The sequence below is a fragment of the Sedimentibacter sp. zth1 genome (assembly GCF_017352195.1).
In the GTDB taxonomy this organism is placed as follows: domain Bacteria; phylum Bacillota; class Clostridia; order Tissierellales; family Sedimentibacteraceae; genus UBA1535.
Genome location: NZ_CP071445.1, coordinates 406,095 through 423,168, shown reverse-complemented (window position 1 = coordinate 423,168; position 17,074 = coordinate 406,095). Strand labels below are relative to the sequence as shown.

The window sequence follows — 17,074 nt, the reverse complement described above, 5'->3', positions numbered from 1 at the left end:
CCATTGCAGTCCGAAACTAGTACAACTTATATCTTATTCTATTATATACCAACCTATAGAATAAGTCACATAAAAAAATATAATAGAATTAATGAATTAGTGACATATAATTTAATATTGTATAATTTGATATTAATTTATACTTGTACATAATTTCTCTAATTTTCTTCTTAATGCAATTATATTGTGTTTTCTCTGCCATGTTAGCTCAAGTTGTTTTTATTTTAATTATTATACTATATAAATAAACAGATATTTCTGCAATCCAAAACATTTTAATTAAAATTTTTTCCGTTTTTGATATTTATTTTTCTATCACAAATTTGAGCTACAGTATCATCATGAGTTGCTATTATAATTGTTATACCTTCTTTGTTTAATTTTTTCAATATATCTAATACTTCGTATTTATTGTCATCATCTAAAGAACATGTTGGTTCATCAGCTAAAATAATATTTGGATTTGAAATAACTGCTCGAGCAATAGCTACACGTTGGCACTCTCCACCAGACAGCATATGAGGATACATTTCAAGTTTATTTGAAATACCAAGTGAATCAGTAACTATCAAAACTTTTTCTTTTATTTTGTTTTTTTCGATATTTTTATATTTTAATGGCAATGATATGTTATATAAAACATTTCTATTATTAATTAATGCAGAATGCTGGAGAATAAATCCAACATTATCACTTCTAAATTTAGCCATATCAGATTCGTTACCCAGCACAGTTTTATTATTGAATAAATATTCTCCACTGGTTTGTTTGAATATCCCGCCTGCTATATTCAACAATGTTGTTTTACCCGAACCGCTTGGTCCCATAATTGCAACCATTTCATTATTATCTATATGTAAACTAACACTATCAAGTGCCTTTATTTCTGTATTTTTATACTTAAAACTTTTACTAATACTTTTAAATTTAATCATATATATTTTCCTTTATTATCAATTTTCTTTTCTGATAGAAGAATAAATATTACTTTTATTAATATAGATATTTAATACTAGACATATTACAAGCATTATAATAAATGAAAATCTTGTAGTTTGCCTAATTGCCTTATCAAGTAAAATGCGATCAGATACATAAATACTATCATAACCTAGTATTAATCTGTTAACTAAATCTGCAATTCCTAGTGATAATATAAATTGTGTAAATATTTCAAAAAATATCTTTAGCTTCATTCTGATAAAACTACAACCACAAATTAAATGAATTGCATAGATTTTTTTGTTTTTATTGTAATTCCATATATATATATAAGCAAAAATGGTTGATAATATCAGAAACAAGATTATCGAAGCAATTAAAAATATTCCTTTGCTTGAATTAATTGTGTTTGAAATATTTTTTATATGTTTATAAATGTAAGCTTCATTTACAACATATTTCAAATCTAAAGCTTTGCTTACATCATCAATTCTATTTTTATAATCATAATAATCTTCACCATCGCTTACTTTTATATATCCCCAGTTTTTTAACGAATATAGTATCTTTTGAAATCTTTCATCATCTTTATTTAACGGAATAAAGTCCATATCCAATGAAGGAATTGTGATATATCGATCTAAAAAAAAGATGTTATTATTTAATGTCACTGAAGTATCCTTTTCAAAAAAGCCTATAACCTTCACAGATATATCTTTAGATAAATATTCAAAATTTATTGTATCGCCTATATTAATTAACTCTGAATATTCATACCCAAATATAGCTGAAACTGTTTTATTATTATCAAATATAAAGTCTTTTGGCTCAAATCCTCTTCCATCAGCTAATTGATTTTCAAGATCAAATTCATCATAAGCATTTTTCCCTATCTGTACAGATTTTAAAGATATACCAATCTTGTCGTTTTCTCCAAAATATTTACTTCCATAATCAATTCGGAATTCATCCTTATAATTAAAATCATCCCGTATAACCACGGATTGCTTATCAAATTCTAAATAATTAAATTCTTCATTTAAAATACTGCAAAACTGTTTCATTCGTTTCAATGCATCTTTTTCTGCAAAAAACTCTAATAATGATTTTTGATTATCTTGTCCGTAAACATCGTTTACTCTCAAATATGTCGATTCAACATTTTTATCATCAAAATCTATTATTTTATGTTCTACTTTATTAAAGTTTTTATTTGAAAGCGTAAATACTGTCATGGCAATAGTCAATAAGCAAAAACATATTAATATATGTATATAGTTGCTGAATTTATACTTCATATTTTCATTTCACTCCGTTTCTATAAAAAAGTTGATACGCAACTCCGCTAGGGGAACCTATGTCCCCCTTCGGCGTAAAAATGCCTACTACATAAGCATTTTTACTGAGCACCTCCCTTAAAGGCAAGGACGTCCCATCCTTTGCAATCCTTGTTTTTTTCTATACTAGAAGTAAAACTTTCCTAGCATAGAAAAAAATTTATTTGATATAAGCATATACAGATATATTATCAATCCAATAATTATAAGTATAATACACGAAAATATAATCACGTGAAAGGAATAAAAAAATAAATGAATTTTTTGCAAAACATTATAGTAAATAATTGTGTAAACAGCAACAAATAAAATGGTATTTACCAAAGTTAAAACAAGTATGTTTTTGAACAAATCAAAAAAAATTCTTTTAAAACTTATGCCTATTATTCTTTTAACCTTAATTTCTTCGCTATAGTAATGTAAAATAAACATTGAAAGTGTAATTATAAGTATACTAATAAAGATAACCATAAAAATATTCAATATATGTTTATCAACATTGTTAAATATATATCTTTCTACAAAATTATTATTTTCACTTATTATATCAACATTATATTCTTGTTTTATGCTGTTTACAGTCTTATCTATAACTTTATTATCTGTACCATCTATAATAAATTTATTTAGAAATTCAATATTAAGTGAATCTAAATTGACAAAAACAGTATTATCAAGCATATTGCTAATATTTGATGATATAACACCAATCACTTCATAATTATTATTGTTGAATTTAAAATATATTTTTTCATTTTTATCTAAAAAGCAACTATCTGAATTTAATACATTTTTACCTACTACAGCTTTGAAATCTTCCTTGAAAAAATCGTCTTTTACAAAAAACGTACCATTTATCAATAAATTTGCATTGTTATCTAAATAGCAATTACCACAAAGTCCCCATACTATCAAATTGTCGAAATTATAAAGTTTTGACAAAAGAGTTATATCAGGATAAAGTTTAATTAATTCTAATAATTCATATAGTAGTGGTTCATCGCCTGCTCTGAAAACTAACGAAACAGATTTATCTGAAATTAACGAATTTGATGTAATTATTTGTAAATCAACAAAACCATTGTAATTAATATATGATATGAACAATAATTGCAATAATAAAATTATTATAGAGAAACCCAAAACTAATTTTTTAGTCATACTTCCTCACTTTTAAAATCATAGTAACTATAAATTACTTATTTATGTTATAACTTGCTACACTATACATGTAATATTTATTTATTGCGTCAAATGTATATTTTTACTATTATTTACATTTTATCATATATTGTTTTTTCGTAAAGTGTTATTGTTTGTCATTTTTCGACATACAAATAAATTTATGAAGAAACAATTAATACAAAGTATTAACATGTTATCATTGGTGGTTTTCCTGCTTTTTTAAATAAAACTGTACCTCCACTGGTGTCGGTTGATTATCTATTTTTTTATCGTATAATTCTCTTATCAAAATTACACTGCCATCGGGATGCATTTTGTCCTTAAGATATTTATTTTCGGCAATAAGAAGTTCATCATTAGTAAAAACTTCACAGACAAATTCAACGTCTGGTAATATCAGCATATTATTTGTTATATCACAAAACTTATCAACTTCTAAAAACACCATATCCTTAACTTTGTTGTTTTTATAAAGAAAAAGAACCCCTTGATTATATAGAGGAGTTAAGCCATATTTTTCACTATCATTATAGAGTTTAGTTATTTTTTCCATAAACAATCTAATATCATAAATATTTCCGCTCCATTCCTCAGTAAGAAGAAATCGTTTTGAGAAATTTCTGTTATAAACGCCTTCGTATGTTTTTATTTTTGTTGTAATACTCAAATGGTTTGAAATATTTTCTAATAATTTAAAACTTTTTCTGATATTTAAAATTTTTTGATTAGCAATTTTCTTACCATCGTTTAGGATTTTTTCCGTATTTATAAATCCGTCTTTCATAATGTAATTGTTAAAATTTTTAAGAGGAATATCAAAATCTAGACAAGTGATAATTAAATCTACAATAACCATCTGTTCCATAGAATAATACCGATACCCCGTTTCTTTGTTGATATAAGCAGGGATAAGTATTCCAAGTTCACCGTAATATCTTAGTGATTTAACGCTTACTCCCTTTAGTTTTGAAACTTCTCCAATCGATAAATAATTTTTCATATTTTCCTCCATTGCTATTGACTCTACCATAATGGTATAGTTTATAGTTATAATTATATCATAATTATAGTTCAATTAAAGGAGAAAAATATGTCGGATAAAAAACAATTTTACAGATTTGTAATCCCGTCTATAGGCTCTATGCTTGTAACGGGACTTTATTTTGTTGTTGATGGAATATTTGTAGGTAGGGGTGTTGGAACAAACGGGCTTGCTGCTGTTAATATTGCAGTTCCTTTCATCTCACTTCTTACAGCAATATCTATGATGATTACAATGGGAGGAGCAACTCTTACTTCTATTTCTTTTGGTAAAGGTGAAAACAAAAAAGCAAATAATTATTTTAATACAAGTTTATTATTAGTCCTACTATTCTCGCTAGGTATGACTGCTATCAGCGTTTTGTTCCCTACACAGCTGGTGAAATTTTTAGGTGCAAGTAACATGCTTATAGAAAGTACAGCCACTTATCTAAAATATTATGTAATATTTGGAATTTTCCTCTGTGGTTCGTCAACACTGTCTGCCTTTGTCAGAAATGACGGTAATCCACAACTTGCTTTTTGGGGAATGATTATAGGCGCAATAAGCAATGTTTTTTTTGATTGGCTCTTTATTTTCCCATTGCAGATGGGAATAAAAGGGGCTGCTATTGCTTCTGGATTAGGTCAAATTTTGGCGTGTATTGTATTATCTGCTCATTTTATGTGCAGAAAAGGTGTTCTTAAAATTGAGACAATTGCTAGAGAAAAAGGCATAATTACTCAGATTATTAAAGCAGGGATTCCTGAATTTGTCACACAGATGAGTCAGCCGGTAACAATTCTTTGTTATAATAATATTGTCTTAAATACTTTTGGAGAAATCGGTGTTTCTGCCTTTTCGGTAATTTCCTATATAATTGTCGTTATCCTTGCTGTCTTTATAGGATTGGCACAGGGTATACAGCCATTACTCAGCCGTAGTATCGGAGAGGGCAATAGGGAAAAAGAAAATTTTTTCTTTCAGAAAGGTTTACAATTTAACATATTGCTTTCGTGTATTATCTATTTGATAATGCTTATATTTGGAAAAGCCATTATATCCATATTTAACAATGATGCAGAACTCATAAAAACAGCCTATAATTGCATAATAATTTACGGTATTTCGTTTATATTCGCATCTGTTAATATTGTATACACTACCTATAACCTTGCTACTAAAAATACAAAAGTTGCTATGATGATAGCAGTGCTTCGAAGTTTTATATGCAATAGTATTTTTATATTTTTAATGCCAGCTTTATTTGGAATAAATATGGTGTGGACTGGAATGATTGTTGCCGAATTGGTAGTTATGATAATTGCAATTACACAAAACAAAAAGTCCAAGGAGGCTTCTCTGATATAAAAAAATATTTTACCTATCGGCCAAGGATAGTAGTCTTCTCAGCTGAAAATGTTTATGTTCGTCTCTAACAAGTTCATTCCTCTTTTTTAAAATAATAAAAGCTACTATTTTCAGTAGCTCATCATCAAAACTATTATTCAATTTTTTACCTCCATTTAATTTAATATTTACGAAAGAAAACAGGGTAACATACCATTTTAATACTACCCTGTTTCTTCGTATTAATATCTTGAACTCGTTATTGCTTCATTTCTCTTTTCTTAGTATATTGATCATTTACTTCATAAATTTAAACATTTTTGGGGACAAACTTCTTTTTTACAAAACCGACTGCAAAAAAATAGTATACTTTCCTTGGAAGAATATTAGACAAGAATCTGATTAACTTAGCATCCGTTCCCAATACAGATACTACTTTCCCCTTCTTCAAATCTTTCATGGCTTTTTTTACAATATCTTCAGGTTGACTGAATTTCATAAATCCCTTTTGGCTTTTATTTACTTTCATACCTGTACTCTCATGAAAATCAGAATCCATGAATCCTGGGCAGACTACTTGAACTTTTACTTCTGTCTCCATTAATTCCATATAAATTCCTTCCGTAAAATTTTTGATAAATATCTTAGTTGAGGAATACAAAACATTCTTTGGAATTACTGCAAAAGCACCGTCCGAAGAAATATTAATAATCGTTCCGTGATTTCTCTTAATCATTCCTTGTATTACAGTATGAACCAAAAGTACAACTGTATTCGTCTGTAAATAAATCATTTCCTCAATATTTTCAACCAATAGGTCGGCAAAATAGGGTTTCAAGCCGAATCCTGCATTATTAACTAGAACATCTATCTCCTTATCCTTAATTATTTCAAGAAGTTTATTTAATCCATTCTCATTTGACAAATCAACAATTACGACCATAACACTGATTCCATACCGTTCTATTATATCCTTTGCATTAGCTTCAATTTTTTCTTTCCGCCTTCCTGTAATAATTAAATCATATCCTCTTTTGGCATATTCATTTACATATGCCAGTCCTAGTCCACTAGTTGCACCTGTAATTAGCGCTGTTTTTTTCATACTACATCTCCTCTTTTCCTTTTAGTTGTCTTCTTTTGAAAAAGCAAATAATGTTTTATTGATTCTTTTTCAATGAATATCATTCATTCATTATGCACTTTTAAACCCCGTTATTCAGACGGAGTTTAAAACTACACCATTATTTTTCTAATTAACCGCATAATCTTATCTGCTTTTTCTTCAGAATTTAATGTCTCATCATTCAAAATAGGAATTTCACCATACAAAACAAATCTTGCAGTATCTCCTGGATTTTCAACATGAAGCATCCCCTTTTTATTCAAACAAATGATAAATTCTGTCACATATGGAGTCAAAGCATCACACATTGTAATAGCTAATTGCTTATTAAACATATCATTACCTTGTCCATGAAAAAAATCATGATATTTCTCTTTTCCATCTCTTGCAATAAAACAAGTTGAAAACTGTTCCAAATATTTATTTACAGAAATTTCTTCTTTCTGCATTATTGCAATCATTGGTACAATGCACTCCTTTGCATAAACAGAAACTGCTTCCAGGTATAATTTATGTTTGGATTTGAAATATCTGTAACATAATCCTGGAACCACATTCATGGCTTTTGCAATATCTGCCATGGTTGTTCCCTCATATCCTTTCCAAGCAAATATTTTCATAGCCGTATCAATCATTTCTCTTTTTCTTATTTCTGGTTCTTTTGAAACACGCATTATTCAAATCACCTTTCGTTTTTTTATATTCACTATTATAGATGCTTATTGAATATTTGTCAATGAATTTTATTCATTCGTATTATAATTACATTTTCTGCTATCATTCTATTCTTATCTATAATATGAATAATACAAATTGCACAAAACATCTTGTAATAAGCCCAAATGAAGATTATTAAAGTTATCTCGTATCTACCAAATCTTACATCATATGCCTGTTATATTCCATATTCCTCAATAAAGAATTGTGGAATTATTTGATTACGTTAATTGGTATAACAATCATAGAATACATGGATCATTAAATTACATGACCCCTGTAGAGTTTAAAATATCTAAAATGTCCGAATAAATTTTGTATAAAAAAGCGTTGACATTACAACATTATTTCTTTGCATAGAATTTGGTTTCATATATTCTAAAATCTCCTTTCTGATAAACATTTTTATTCTCCCACAGAATTCTTTGGGATACAGAAAGAAAAAATATCTCCAACACTGTCAATGTGGCTGGAGATAAATTATCTTTCTCATTTTAATATTTTTGCCAAATGCAAAACTATCCACAATCCGACAGCATACTTATTATTACTTATAGTCTCCATTATCAATTCTCTTTAGCATACCCTTCAGCTTTATATCAAAAAGTTTCAATACTAAAAAATATAAAACTATAAGCACAGCCAATGCATAAACAAACACAATAACACTACTGATAAACGGCATAAAATCGCCTGTTTGAAACGATAACTGCCTCAAAATAGCTTTACTTGTAAAAATAGATGGAATTATGCTAACAGCAAAAGCAATCAGTAAAATAGGAAAATAAATATTTACAAGCATTACTTTTATCTCTTTTCGCAGATATCCCATTTTTCTGAGATAAATAAAATTTTGGGTATTATCCTGAAAATTCAACAAAAGAACAAGGGAAAGCAAAAGAATACCAAAAATACAGCCTAACACCTGATTAATCACTGCGCTAACACGATTTGAAACATTATCATCGTCAAGCGCTTTTAAATACTCCTCATAAGATGTAACTTCGCCTTTAGACCACTGATTGTCGAGTTCCTTACTCCATACACCGCTATAAGTTCCTTCTTCATTACCGTTTAACTTATTCCATGCCGACCTATTAACATATACGCTTTTTATTCTGCCGTTATCCGCCACGGCTTTTACCACAAATTCATATAACCCACCATCACTTTGCAGTGTAATTATATCACCGACATTCACATGATAAACTTGCGATATTCTCTGGTTCACGACAATCTCGTTTTCGCTTACACAAATCTGCTCATTATTACTTAACAGTTGAAACAGACTACCGTCATTGTCAATCGCAGTCAGCTCCTGCTCACCAATCTCATTATTATCAAAGAATACTTTCACCGTTTCATTAAGAAAATACTCGGCTGATTCATTACTATAACTCGTTGTGTTTTCCTGAAATTTCACTTCATATTCATAGCTCCTGCCATCTGTCAAGATTTTATAAACCCTGTTACTGCTAAGATTCAATGAAACACTTATCACGCTAAGGACTAAAAACACATATACCGAAACAAGTACAAGAAGTAAATTAAAAGGTTTTCTCAATGCCAGCCTGCTCGAAAAGGAATATTTGGTTACCATCAGTTTAGATACCTTTTCTGCACCCCTGTTTACAATATTATTTTTCATCTCTTTACTCTGTCCGTTAATAAGTGTAGCTGTCTCTTCACGCAAGTAAGATTTTGATGCAATAAAAGCGGATAAGCTGATAACAACCGACGTTACAAAGACTCCAATAAAAAAGCTACTGAACGATACACCTCTTACAGCACTGTCGATATGATATGACACCACATAATTATCCAACAAAATATAGGAAAAATAATAACCTACCAAAAGACCCAACAGAGTAAACACAATGCCTATTGCAAAAGTGATTTCCATATGTATCCGAGTGATCTGACCATTTGTAAATCCCAACGCCCTGTAACAGCCAATATTTTTCCTAGAAAGCTCAAAATCCTTCTTATAAAATATATAAAAGATAAACCCTGTAACTGCCATTAAACACACAAGAAATACAAAAGCCAGCACTGTATTGGAATTAAGTCCAACCAAAAAATCTTCCTCATTGGCACTCAAGCTACTCTTATTATTCAATATAGAAAAGTTTTTATCAATTGAACATTCAACAAAAAAATACATGAACGAAGTTAAAAATGTCAATATGCATAATATCACAACATTGATTTTATTTTTTTTGAAATACCCAAGAGACTGCTTTAATATTTTATTCATACCTGAATCCCCCAATTAATCTCAAAAGGTGATAAAGGTGCTTTATTTATAATATCCTGAGCGATAATTCCATCTTTAATGGTAACAACTCTATCAGCGGTCATTGAAATTTTCAGATTATGGGTCGCAAACACTATAGTGATTCCATACACTTCTTTTATATCATGAAGTAGCTTTACTACCTGCTGGCTGTTTTCTTCGTCAAGTGCTCCTGTCGCTTCATCACAAAACAAAACTTCAGGCTTCTTAATAATTGCCCTCGCTATAGCAACACGCTGTCTTTGCCCACCAGATAGCTGAGAAGGATACTTATTTAATAGCTTTGTGATGCCGAGCGATTTTGTAACATCATTAAGTTCAAGGTTATCTTTTCCCTTACCAAGCTCTATATTCTCCTGAACAGTCAGTTCAGAAAGCAACATATAATCCTGATAAATATTACTTATCCTGTTTCTTCGTATATCAGCCAGCTTCTTTTCACTAAGAGTGTTAATATTCTTACCATCAATAAATGTTCCACCAGATGTTGGATTAAGCAAACCAGACATAATATTCAATAAAGTTGATTTTCCAGATCCACTCTGACCAAGCAAAACGTTAAATGTTTTTTTTACGATATTCAAGCTTATACCCTTTAACACATATTCCTGATTACTGAATACTTTACTTATATTTTTCACTTCAATTTTGTCTTTCATACTTGTATCCTCGTTTCTAACTAAATTTTTTTCAATTATCTAGCATATTATTTAAATATAGCAACTTAACACTCATATATTTTATCTTTTTGACTTAATACTTTATTTCTTATCATTCAAATACATCTTTTTGCAAATCTGTCTCTGAACCTTTCCGCTATCAGTTCTTGCAAGAGCTCCAACCTGCTTTAGCACAATGTCCGAAGGAATGATCTTACAGTTTAGTGAAATCATAGTTCTAATTTTATCCTTAATTTCTTCTCCCTTTTCCATAAAACGATCTTCCACCTCTACCATTACTATAAGCTTTTCTTCTTCTTCATTTATTGCAAAGGCTACTGCTGTATTGGCCACATTCTTTGTTGCATTCAAAATCAATTCTTCAATATCTTGTGAGTAAAAATTTTTGCCGCGAATAATTACCATATCTTTTTTTCTTCCTACGATATAAAGATGTTTATCATGCATAAAACCGAGATCACCTGTTGCAAAATATGCAGTATTGTCGCCTTCTAATCGACTGTTGAAGCCTTCTTCCTCATCTGCGTTCCAGTATCCTTGTGACAAACTATCTCCAGCTATCCAAATTTCTCCAATCTCATCTTCACCAAGAACTTCATTATTGACCAAGCCAACTATCCTGGCTGTCACACCTTCACAGATAACTCCACAAGAAACGATAACCAGACCCTCATCAACATATTCAATCACATTCTCTCTAAGCTTTACGTCATTCAATGTGACATACTGATAACCTGTCTCAAGAATGTGTGATGATACGACCAAAGTATTTTCTGCCAAACCATAAGACGGATTAAATGTTTCAGGCTTTAATCCGTACTTTTTCAACTTATCTGCCAGTGAATTCAAAGTTCGGTTTCTTACGAGCTCAGAACCGTTGACGGTCGATTTTACAGATGAAAAATCTGTTTTCTCAAGAATCTCTTCTGGCAACTTTGAACACATTTCATATGCAAAATTAGGGGCAATAATAATAGTTCCACGGTATACACTTATCGCATTAAGCCATGAATCAGGTCGTTTAATAAAGCTGTTTGCAGATGTAAAACAACCACTTGATCCACTAAAAATTGTATTAATTGCAAAGCCTAATAATCCCAAATCAAAATGAAAAGGAAGCCATGTAGCAAAAACTTCATCTTCAGTAAATTTAAAATGATTACTCATTATTTGACAGTTAGCATATATGTTTTTATAAGAAATTTTTACTCCCTTGGCGCTTTTGGTAGAACCTGATGTATACTGAAGATAAGCAATGCTATCATCATCAATCTTCTCTTCGGTATATGATCCTGCCGTGAAATCATCTATCATACAAAATACAAGATTTTCTGCCATATCTCCCAGCCAGTTTTTCAAATCATCAACATATCTGCTTTCTGTGATAATATACTCTGCCTCACTGTTATTGATAATCTTTTTAATATCATCTATCTGGTTGTGCTCTGTAACTTCATACAGTGGAATAGAAATCGTCTGTGTAAACAAACAGGCAACGTGAGCGGTAATATAATTAATTGATGAAGGCAATAAAATCAATGCGCACGCACCCTTACTTTTAATACTCTGAAGATATCCTGCAAAATTCTGCACCCTTGCTCCAAACTCTTTGTAAGTTACGGTTTCTACTACCTTATAGCCCTCAAAGTATAAATAAAGTCTTTTGCTATCTTTACGAATTATATTGTTCTTAAATATTTCGCAAATCTTTGCCATGTTTTTCCTCCTTAGTCTATTTTACTAGTTTTATTATAAATAAGCAACGTTGAACACAAAATAACAATAAATAATGTTATAATCAATAGAAAACTGCTATTAATAATACTGCCCTGATGAAAGATCTTGTCAACCCACCTGTAACTTATGCTCTGTGGCATACAGTTACCAACAGCTTTTAGTATCCTATTGTTCCAGCTTCCAAACATTCCTGATAATAAAGTGGTAAAACAAGCAATGATATTACCTACCATAATTACAGATGCATTATCCTTCACGCTTGAACAAATAAGCTGCGCAATGCTGGCAAACAGTCCTGTAACAATAAAACAGATAAATAAAATCTTTATATTTTCAATCATTGTCGATCCAAAAAATATTATATTGCATATTATATTTGAAATACTGTATGGTATAAATAAAGCTGCCCAATTAAAAAACAAATATGAAATAAGATACTGACTTTTCTGCAAACCCATAATCTGCAAACGGTTCATAATGTCATTTTGTCTGTCACTGACAAACAATTTCATATTCAGCACTGCCTGTATAAGCAGGATACACAAATTCAAATAAAACGCTTTAGGAAAACTTTTATCTGCTTCTTGATTTACATATTCTCTTTTCAGTATCATCTCAAGCATTTGCTCTGTATTCGCTCCATTGTAGGAAATAACAGAGCTAGTATCGCTTTTTATTATGACAGTTCCAATATAACAACGCATATAAATATCTTTCTTATCTGGTTTTCTTCTTTCAGATCATATGAAATATGATTTTCCTCAAGATACTGAATAAACTGAGAGTCTTCTCCAACAACTGCAATTTTAACATTATCTCCGCTAAGATTATTAATATAAAAAGATGTTAAAACTACTATCGGAATGATCAACACAGAGATAATCATACTCATGCTATTGCTAAAATTACGAATAACGTTTATACAAAAGCATTTGATTATATTTTTCATAATAAAGTTCCCCTTTCTACAAAATTGCTACCGCTTTACTTTATAAATAACTGTATCTTAAAAAGCTTTCTTGTTATAAGCAACAAGATCAGAGAACAAATCAATGCTATCCCACATACGCACATTAGACTACTAAGACTAAAACCGTATACATAGTTTCCTAATCCATAATTTATCCATTTAACAATAGAAAGATTGGATAACATGATACCAATTTTACCTAAATAGGTATCAGGAAAGAATACTCCCCCCAATGTACACAACACCAACTGAATAACACCAAGAATGTTATTACACGTCGATTCGTCTTTTAACAGTATACATAGAAATGTTCCAAGACATGTGAAAAAAAAGCCAAGTATCAGATATGTGATAAATATCACTAAAACATTTTCACCGAAATCAACATGAAATACAAACCCTAGCATAAGCATATATACTGTAATTGAGACCACGTCGCATAACGTAAGAGCTATTATCTTAGAAATATAGATAAACTTTTCGTTCTCTAATGAATAACCAATTCTCATATTCGGTAGCTTAACGTTCTCTTCCATTATCATTTTACTTCAACATGATATGGGTGATTAGGAAAATCGCTTATTTCACTAAGCAATATTTCCATTACCTTTTCTCGCTTTGCATTATCACGAGTTTCCTGTGTGGAAAAGAGGTCATCTGCTGATGGAAGATTTAGCTTGATTGCGTTGCTTTTCGCCATCTTTTAACACCTCCTTGGTAAAATCCGCATAGGCAATGGCGACTTTACTATTCTTGTCATAAGCATAAATGCTTTTGCCTAAAGCACTTGTTTCAGCAGCTTTAATAGCAGTTGGAATTGTAGTGTCGTATATTTTAGAACACCACCATAGTTTTGCTTAATAAAGTCTGATGTAATTTTTGCAAAGTTGGTTCGCATATCTGCAAGAGTAAGTAAAACACCATCAATTTTTAGATTAGGGTTAATTTGCTTTTTAACTTTCCCTATTGTTCTTGTTAGCGGTGTCATACCCTTTGCAGATAGATATTGAGCTTGCACTGGAATAATAATGCTGTCTGCTGCTGCAAGAGCATTAATTGTAATCATACCTAAACTTGGCATGCAGTCTATAAGCACATAGTCATAATCTTTTTTAACTTCATTAAGATATGTGCGTAACGTAAACTCTCGACTCATAGTAGTTACAAGTGCCATTTCCATTTCAGATAATTCAATGTTGGATGGAATAAGATCAACACCTTCTTTATGATGTAATATTCCTTCCTGCGGCAAAATAGGCTGGTCATAAATAACTTTCTTCATTTGCGTTTGCAATGTAATAGGCAAGTTTTCTTGATCTTCAAAACCTAAACAGGTAGTTAAATCACCTTGTGGATCTGCATCAACAAGTAAAACTTTTTTTCCTTTCATTGCAAGCCCTATACCTAAATTTGCTGTTGTAGTTGTTTTACCAACACCACCTTTTTGATTACATAACGCAATCGCATACCCACCATCATGTGACTTTGAAAACTTTGACATCACTTTTTCCTCCTTTCAATTTTTAGCCATCTCAAAAATAAAATGGCTATGTATCTGTGAATACAAAAAAGCCACTCGTTCTTATTAGCAATTTGCTACCCAGAACTAAGTGGCTTTTATGTTAAAATATTGTAGGAAAGTATGTTTTATCGCATTTATTTGTGTTTTGTTGTTCTTATACGGTCGCAGCCCTCAAAATTTGAAATTCTGCAAACCCGCATAAACACTGGTTTTTTTTGATATGTTGTTCTTACAATATAGCAGCAGATGACACAAGAGAACTTGTAGAGAAACATTTATTTGATTGTAAAATTTGTAGAGAAGAAGTAGCTGTTTTGAATAAACATATAAATATAAAAAATGGAAAAGAAGCATATTTACAAGAAGCACAAACCCTTAAAGCTTTTAAGAAAAAGTTGAGAAATAATAAAATAATTATTTCATTGATATCTGCTCTCTTGACAATAATGATATTGCTAAGTCTATTTTGGGTATTTGCTTTAGGTACAAAGGTAAACTCAAAAGATATTGCTGTTACTACAGAATTTCAACAATCAGAGGACTATTACTTGGATAAAGAATGGGTTATTCATCTTGAACATACAAACAAAAAGGCATTACGGATAAACAATGATATATCTACGATACAGATAAGGACGTTGTTTATTATATGACCAAAGAAGGATTATTTGAAAAACAATAAAATGTCGTTTGGTAGAGTATGAACAACACCTATTCTTTCTACATTCAAGACATAAACAATAAGCAAAAAATTATTTACATATCAATCGTGGGGAGTAGTCGTCTCGGCTGAAAATGTTTATGTTCGCATTCAGAATGTTATTCGCATACCAAAAAGCTACCTAAAATTCTAGGTAGCTTTCCTTTAATATAAATCATTTACATTTATCTTAACATAAAATAACATTTAATCTGCATTATAGTTTCTATCTATATCATTTTTATTAACTCATATAATTTTCAAAATATTCATATGATGATCTAGCTAATATACGCTCATAATAATTTTTTGAATCAACACTTAATTGCTCATGTTCTTTATTAATTAAAACTCTAAGAATTGGGAGTAATTGACGTCCATATAGTTTCATAGAAACTATAGGATTAACTCCTGGCCATGCATTACAACTCACTACTAATCTTCTATTAATTGTATTCATGAAATTATTAATTTCATCATAAGCTCTATCATCAGTTTTAAATACTAATTGATCAAGAGTTCCCGTTGGAATGCCTTCGATTGCCTTAACTTGATGTGGTTCTTTTTTAAAATCATAAGGATCAGCTGTAATATCAAGAATAATTGAATGCAATGGTAATTCTTTTAAATCTTGATTTGTTACTATATACTTTGAAGTATCCTTTCTTGATGATGCATCAACCAATATATCAGCTTTTTTTAATTCATCTCTAAAAAGGTTAGAATTTCCCGTCATACTTCTCGTGAGTAGTGTAATTTTTAATCCACCATACTCCTCGTTTAATTTATAAAATTTCTCGTTTGATAAATCTTTAAAAGCTTTTGCAACTGTTAATCCTATTACACCTATGCCTATAATTACAACATTTACAGGTCTATTTAAGCTCTTGTTTTCCAAATTAATCTCTAATTTATTTAACGCTTGCTGTGCTCCACTAAAGGCAGTCTCATAAAAATTAACTACAACTCTACGATTATCATCATCAATCATCGAATCCATTGAAAAAGATATAATACCAAGTCTCTTCATTAACAGGTTTCTACTTTCGCGAGTTATATAATGTAACATAGAAACTAAAATTGACCCAGATTTCATTTTCTTAAGGTCTTCACTTTCTGGTGTTCGAAGTACTACCACTACATCCTTCGAAAAAACAATGTCTCTTTTCACAAAATTTATATGTTTATTTTCTTTTAGATAATCATCTTCTGAAAGTCCCATTTCTTCACCATAATTGTTTTCTAACCAAATATCAATATTGGCTTCTTTTAATTCTCTAAAAAAAGATGGTAGAAATGCCCTTACTTCTTCGATTTCTTTGTTCATTTTTGGAAATCCGTAACTTTTTTTCATAATTTCACAGGCTCCTTTTCATTATATCAATACTACTTATAGTACTCAAACCTTAAACAACTTTAGTAGCCAATTAAGTTTTTATGTTATTATTTTCTCTTTTAAATTTTTTTATTCTTCTAACGTTAAAGTTAGAT

The 17,074-nt window shown here is 30.2% G+C and carries 16 protein-coding genes and 2 pseudogenes; 3 read left to right on the top strand and 15 right to left on the bottom strand.

The genetic code is table 11. The features are described from left to right. Positions 1 to 275 precede the first annotated feature (275 nt). The 4 genes from JYG23_RS02060 to JYG23_RS02045 all read right to left on the bottom strand — a co-directional run bounded on the left by JYG23_RS02060 (position 276) and on the right by JYG23_RS02045 (position 4,494). Positions 276 to 935 (bottom strand): ABC transporter ATP-binding protein, encoded by a 660-nt coding sequence (locus tag JYG23_RS02060; RefSeq protein WP_207236796.1) that lies wholly within the window; start codon positions 933 to 935, stop codon positions 276 to 278. A gap of 18 nt (positions 936 to 953) precedes the next feature. Beyond that, positions 954 to 2,240 (bottom strand): hypothetical protein, encoded by a 1,287-nt coding sequence (locus JYG23_RS02055; protein ID WP_207236795.1) that lies wholly within the window; start codon positions 2,238 to 2,240, stop codon positions 954 to 956. A 165-nt stretch (positions 2,241 to 2,405) separates the two neighbouring features. Beyond that, positions 2,406 to 3,440, bottom strand: a complete 1,035-nt coding sequence (locus JYG23_RS02050) for a hypothetical protein (protein WP_207236794.1) — start codon at positions 3,438 to 3,440, stop codon at positions 2,406 to 2,408. A gap of 220 nt (positions 3,441 to 3,660) precedes the next feature. After that, the gene (locus JYG23_RS02045; protein WP_207236793.1) at positions 3,661 to 4,494 is read right to left on the bottom strand and encodes a MerR family DNA-binding transcriptional regulator; all 834 of its coding nucleotides are present in this window, start codon (positions 4,492 to 4,494) and stop codon (positions 3,661 to 3,663) included. Positions 4,495 to 4,554: 60 nt separating this feature from the next. Between JYG23_RS02045 and JYG23_RS02040 the strand changes: the two genes are divergently transcribed. Continuing rightward, complete coding sequence (locus JYG23_RS02040; protein WP_207236792.1) at positions 4,555 to 5,856, top strand: MATE family efflux transporter; 1,302 nt, start codon at positions 4,555 to 4,557, stop codon at positions 5,854 to 5,856. Between the two features lie 289 nt (positions 5,857 to 6,145). Here the strand turns inward: JYG23_RS02040 and JYG23_RS02035 are convergent, their stop codons facing one another. After that, positions 6,146 to 6,940 (bottom strand): SDR family oxidoreductase, encoded by a 795-nt coding sequence (locus JYG23_RS02035; RefSeq protein ID WP_207236791.1) that lies wholly within the window; start codon positions 6,938 to 6,940, stop codon positions 6,146 to 6,148. Positions 6,941 to 7,071: 131 nt separating this feature from the next. Continuing rightward, on the bottom strand, positions 7,072 to 7,635 hold the full coding sequence (locus JYG23_RS02030) for a TetR/AcrR family transcriptional regulator (RefSeq protein ID WP_207236790.1): 564 nt from the start codon (positions 7,633 to 7,635) through the stop codon (positions 7,072 to 7,074). Positions 7,636 to 7,888: 253 nt separating this feature from the next. On the opposite strand from JYG23_RS02030, the pseudogene JYG23_RS02025 reads away from it, so the two are divergent. Further along, positions 7,889 to 7,990: pseudogene (locus JYG23_RS02025) on the top strand (IS3 family transposase); the annotation flags it as partial. Positions 7,991 to 8,225: 235 nt separating this feature from the next. Here the strand turns inward: JYG23_RS02025 and JYG23_RS02020 are convergent. From JYG23_RS02020 to JYG23_RS01990, 8 genes and pseudogenes are all read right to left on the bottom strand, one after another. Then, positions 8,226 to 9,935 carry an ABC transporter permease gene (locus tag JYG23_RS02020; RefSeq protein WP_207236789.1) on the bottom strand — a complete coding sequence of 570 codons (1,710 nt, stop codon included), beginning with the start codon at positions 9,933 to 9,935 and terminating at the stop codon, positions 8,226 to 8,228. Continuing rightward, the gene (locus JYG23_RS02015; protein WP_207236788.1) at positions 9,932 to 10,633 is read right to left on the bottom strand and encodes an ABC transporter ATP-binding protein; all 702 of its coding nucleotides are present in this window, start codon (positions 10,631 to 10,633) and stop codon (positions 9,932 to 9,934) included. The genes JYG23_RS02020 and JYG23_RS02015 overlap by 4 nt, the downstream gene beginning before the upstream one ends. Before the next feature lie 102 nt (positions 10,634 to 10,735). After that, positions 10,736 to 12,370 (bottom strand): AMP-binding protein, encoded by a 1,635-nt coding sequence (locus JYG23_RS02010; RefSeq protein WP_207236787.1) that lies wholly within the window; start codon positions 12,368 to 12,370, stop codon positions 10,736 to 10,738. A gap of 11 nt (positions 12,371 to 12,381) precedes the next feature. After that, positions 12,382 to 13,095, bottom strand: coding sequence for an ABC transporter permease (locus JYG23_RS02005; protein ID WP_242631615.1), 714 nt, complete (start codon positions 13,093 to 13,095; stop codon positions 12,382 to 12,384). After that, entirely contained in the window at positions 13,068 to 13,340 is a 273-nt protein-coding gene (locus JYG23_RS14745; RefSeq protein ID WP_242631614.1) for a hypothetical protein, read from the bottom strand. The genes JYG23_RS02005 and JYG23_RS14745 overlap by 28 nt, the downstream gene beginning before the upstream one ends. A 35-nt stretch (positions 13,341 to 13,375) precedes the next feature. Then, positions 13,376 to 13,897 carry an ABC transporter permease gene (locus tag JYG23_RS02000; RefSeq protein WP_242631613.1) on the bottom strand — a complete coding sequence of 174 codons (522 nt, stop codon included), beginning with the start codon at positions 13,895 to 13,897 and terminating at the stop codon, positions 13,376 to 13,378. A gap of 2 nt (positions 13,898 to 13,899) precedes the next feature. After that, on the bottom strand, positions 13,900 to 14,061 hold the full coding sequence (locus JYG23_RS01995) for a hypothetical protein (RefSeq protein WP_207236785.1): 162 nt from the start codon (positions 14,059 to 14,061) through the stop codon (positions 13,900 to 13,902). Then, positions 14,015 to 14,862, bottom strand: a pseudogene (locus JYG23_RS01990) (ParA family protein). The gene JYG23_RS01995 and the pseudogene JYG23_RS01990 overlap by 47 nt, the downstream one beginning before the upstream one ends. Before the next feature lie 236 nt (positions 14,863 to 15,098). On the opposite strand from JYG23_RS01990, the gene JYG23_RS01985 reads away from it, so the two are divergent. Continuing rightward, positions 15,099 to 15,536: a hypothetical protein gene (locus JYG23_RS01985; RefSeq protein ID WP_207236784.1), complete on the top strand. Its 438-nt coding sequence runs from the start codon at positions 15,099 to 15,101 to the stop codon at positions 15,534 to 15,536. 291 nt (positions 15,537 to 15,827) lie between these two features. Here the strand turns inward: JYG23_RS01985 and JYG23_RS01980 are convergent, their stop codons facing one another. Further along, positions 15,828 to 16,937 carry an alanine dehydrogenase gene (locus JYG23_RS01980; protein WP_207236783.1) on the bottom strand — a complete coding sequence of 370 codons (1,110 nt, stop codon included), beginning with the start codon at positions 16,935 to 16,937 and terminating at the stop codon, positions 15,828 to 15,830. Positions 16,938 to 17,074 lie beyond the last annotated feature (137 nt).

Coding starts and splice junctions, on each gene's coding strand:
- JYG23_RS02060 (WP_207236796.1), bottom strand. CDS start 935: ATGATTAAATTTAAAAGTATTAGTAAAAGTTTTAAGTATAAAAATACA.
- JYG23_RS02055 (WP_207236795.1), bottom strand. CDS start 2,240: ATGAAGTATAAATTCAGCAACTATATACATATATTAATATGTTTTTGC.
- JYG23_RS02050 (WP_207236794.1), bottom strand. CDS start 3,440: ATGACTAAAAAATTAGTTTTGGGTTTCTCTATAATAATTTTATTATTG.
- JYG23_RS02045 (WP_207236793.1), bottom strand. CDS start 4,494: ATGGTAGAGTCAATAGCAATGGAGGAAAATATGAAAAATTATTTATCG.
- JYG23_RS02040 (WP_207236792.1), top strand. CDS start 4,555: ATGTCGGATAAAAAACAATTTTACAGATTTGTAATCCCGTCTATAGGC.
- JYG23_RS02035 (WP_207236791.1), bottom strand. CDS start 6,940: ATGAAAAAAACAGCGCTAATTACAGGTGCAACTAGTGGACTAGGACTG.
- JYG23_RS02030 (WP_207236790.1), bottom strand. CDS start 7,635: ATGCGTGTTTCAAAAGAACCAGAAATAAGAAAAAGAGAAATGATTGAT.
- JYG23_RS02020 (WP_207236789.1), bottom strand. CDS start 9,935: ATGAATAAAATATTAAAGCAGTCTCTTGGGTATTTCAAAAAAAATAAA.
- JYG23_RS02015 (WP_207236788.1), bottom strand. CDS start 10,633: ATGAAAGACAAAATTGAAGTGAAAAATATAAGTAAAGTATTCAGTAAT.
- JYG23_RS02010 (WP_207236787.1), bottom strand. CDS start 12,370: ATGGCAAAGATTTGCGAAATATTTAAGAACAATATAATTCGTAAAGAT.
- JYG23_RS02005 (WP_242631615.1), bottom strand. CDS start 13,095: ATGCGTTGTTATATTGGAACTGTCATAATAAAAAGCGATACTAGCTCT.
- JYG23_RS14745 (WP_242631614.1), bottom strand. CDS start 13,340: ATGAAAAATATAATCAAATGCTTTTGTATAAACGTTATTCGTAATTTT.
- JYG23_RS02000 (WP_242631613.1), bottom strand. CDS start 13,897: ATGGAAGAGAACGTTAAGCTACCGAATATGAGAATTGGTTATTCATTA.
- JYG23_RS01995 (WP_207236785.1), bottom strand. CDS start 14,061: ATGGCGAAAAGCAACGCAATCAAGCTAAATCTTCCATCAGCAGATGAC.
- JYG23_RS01980 (WP_207236783.1), bottom strand. CDS start 16,937: ATGAAAAAAAGTTACGGATTTCCAAAAATGAACAAAGAAATCGAAGAA.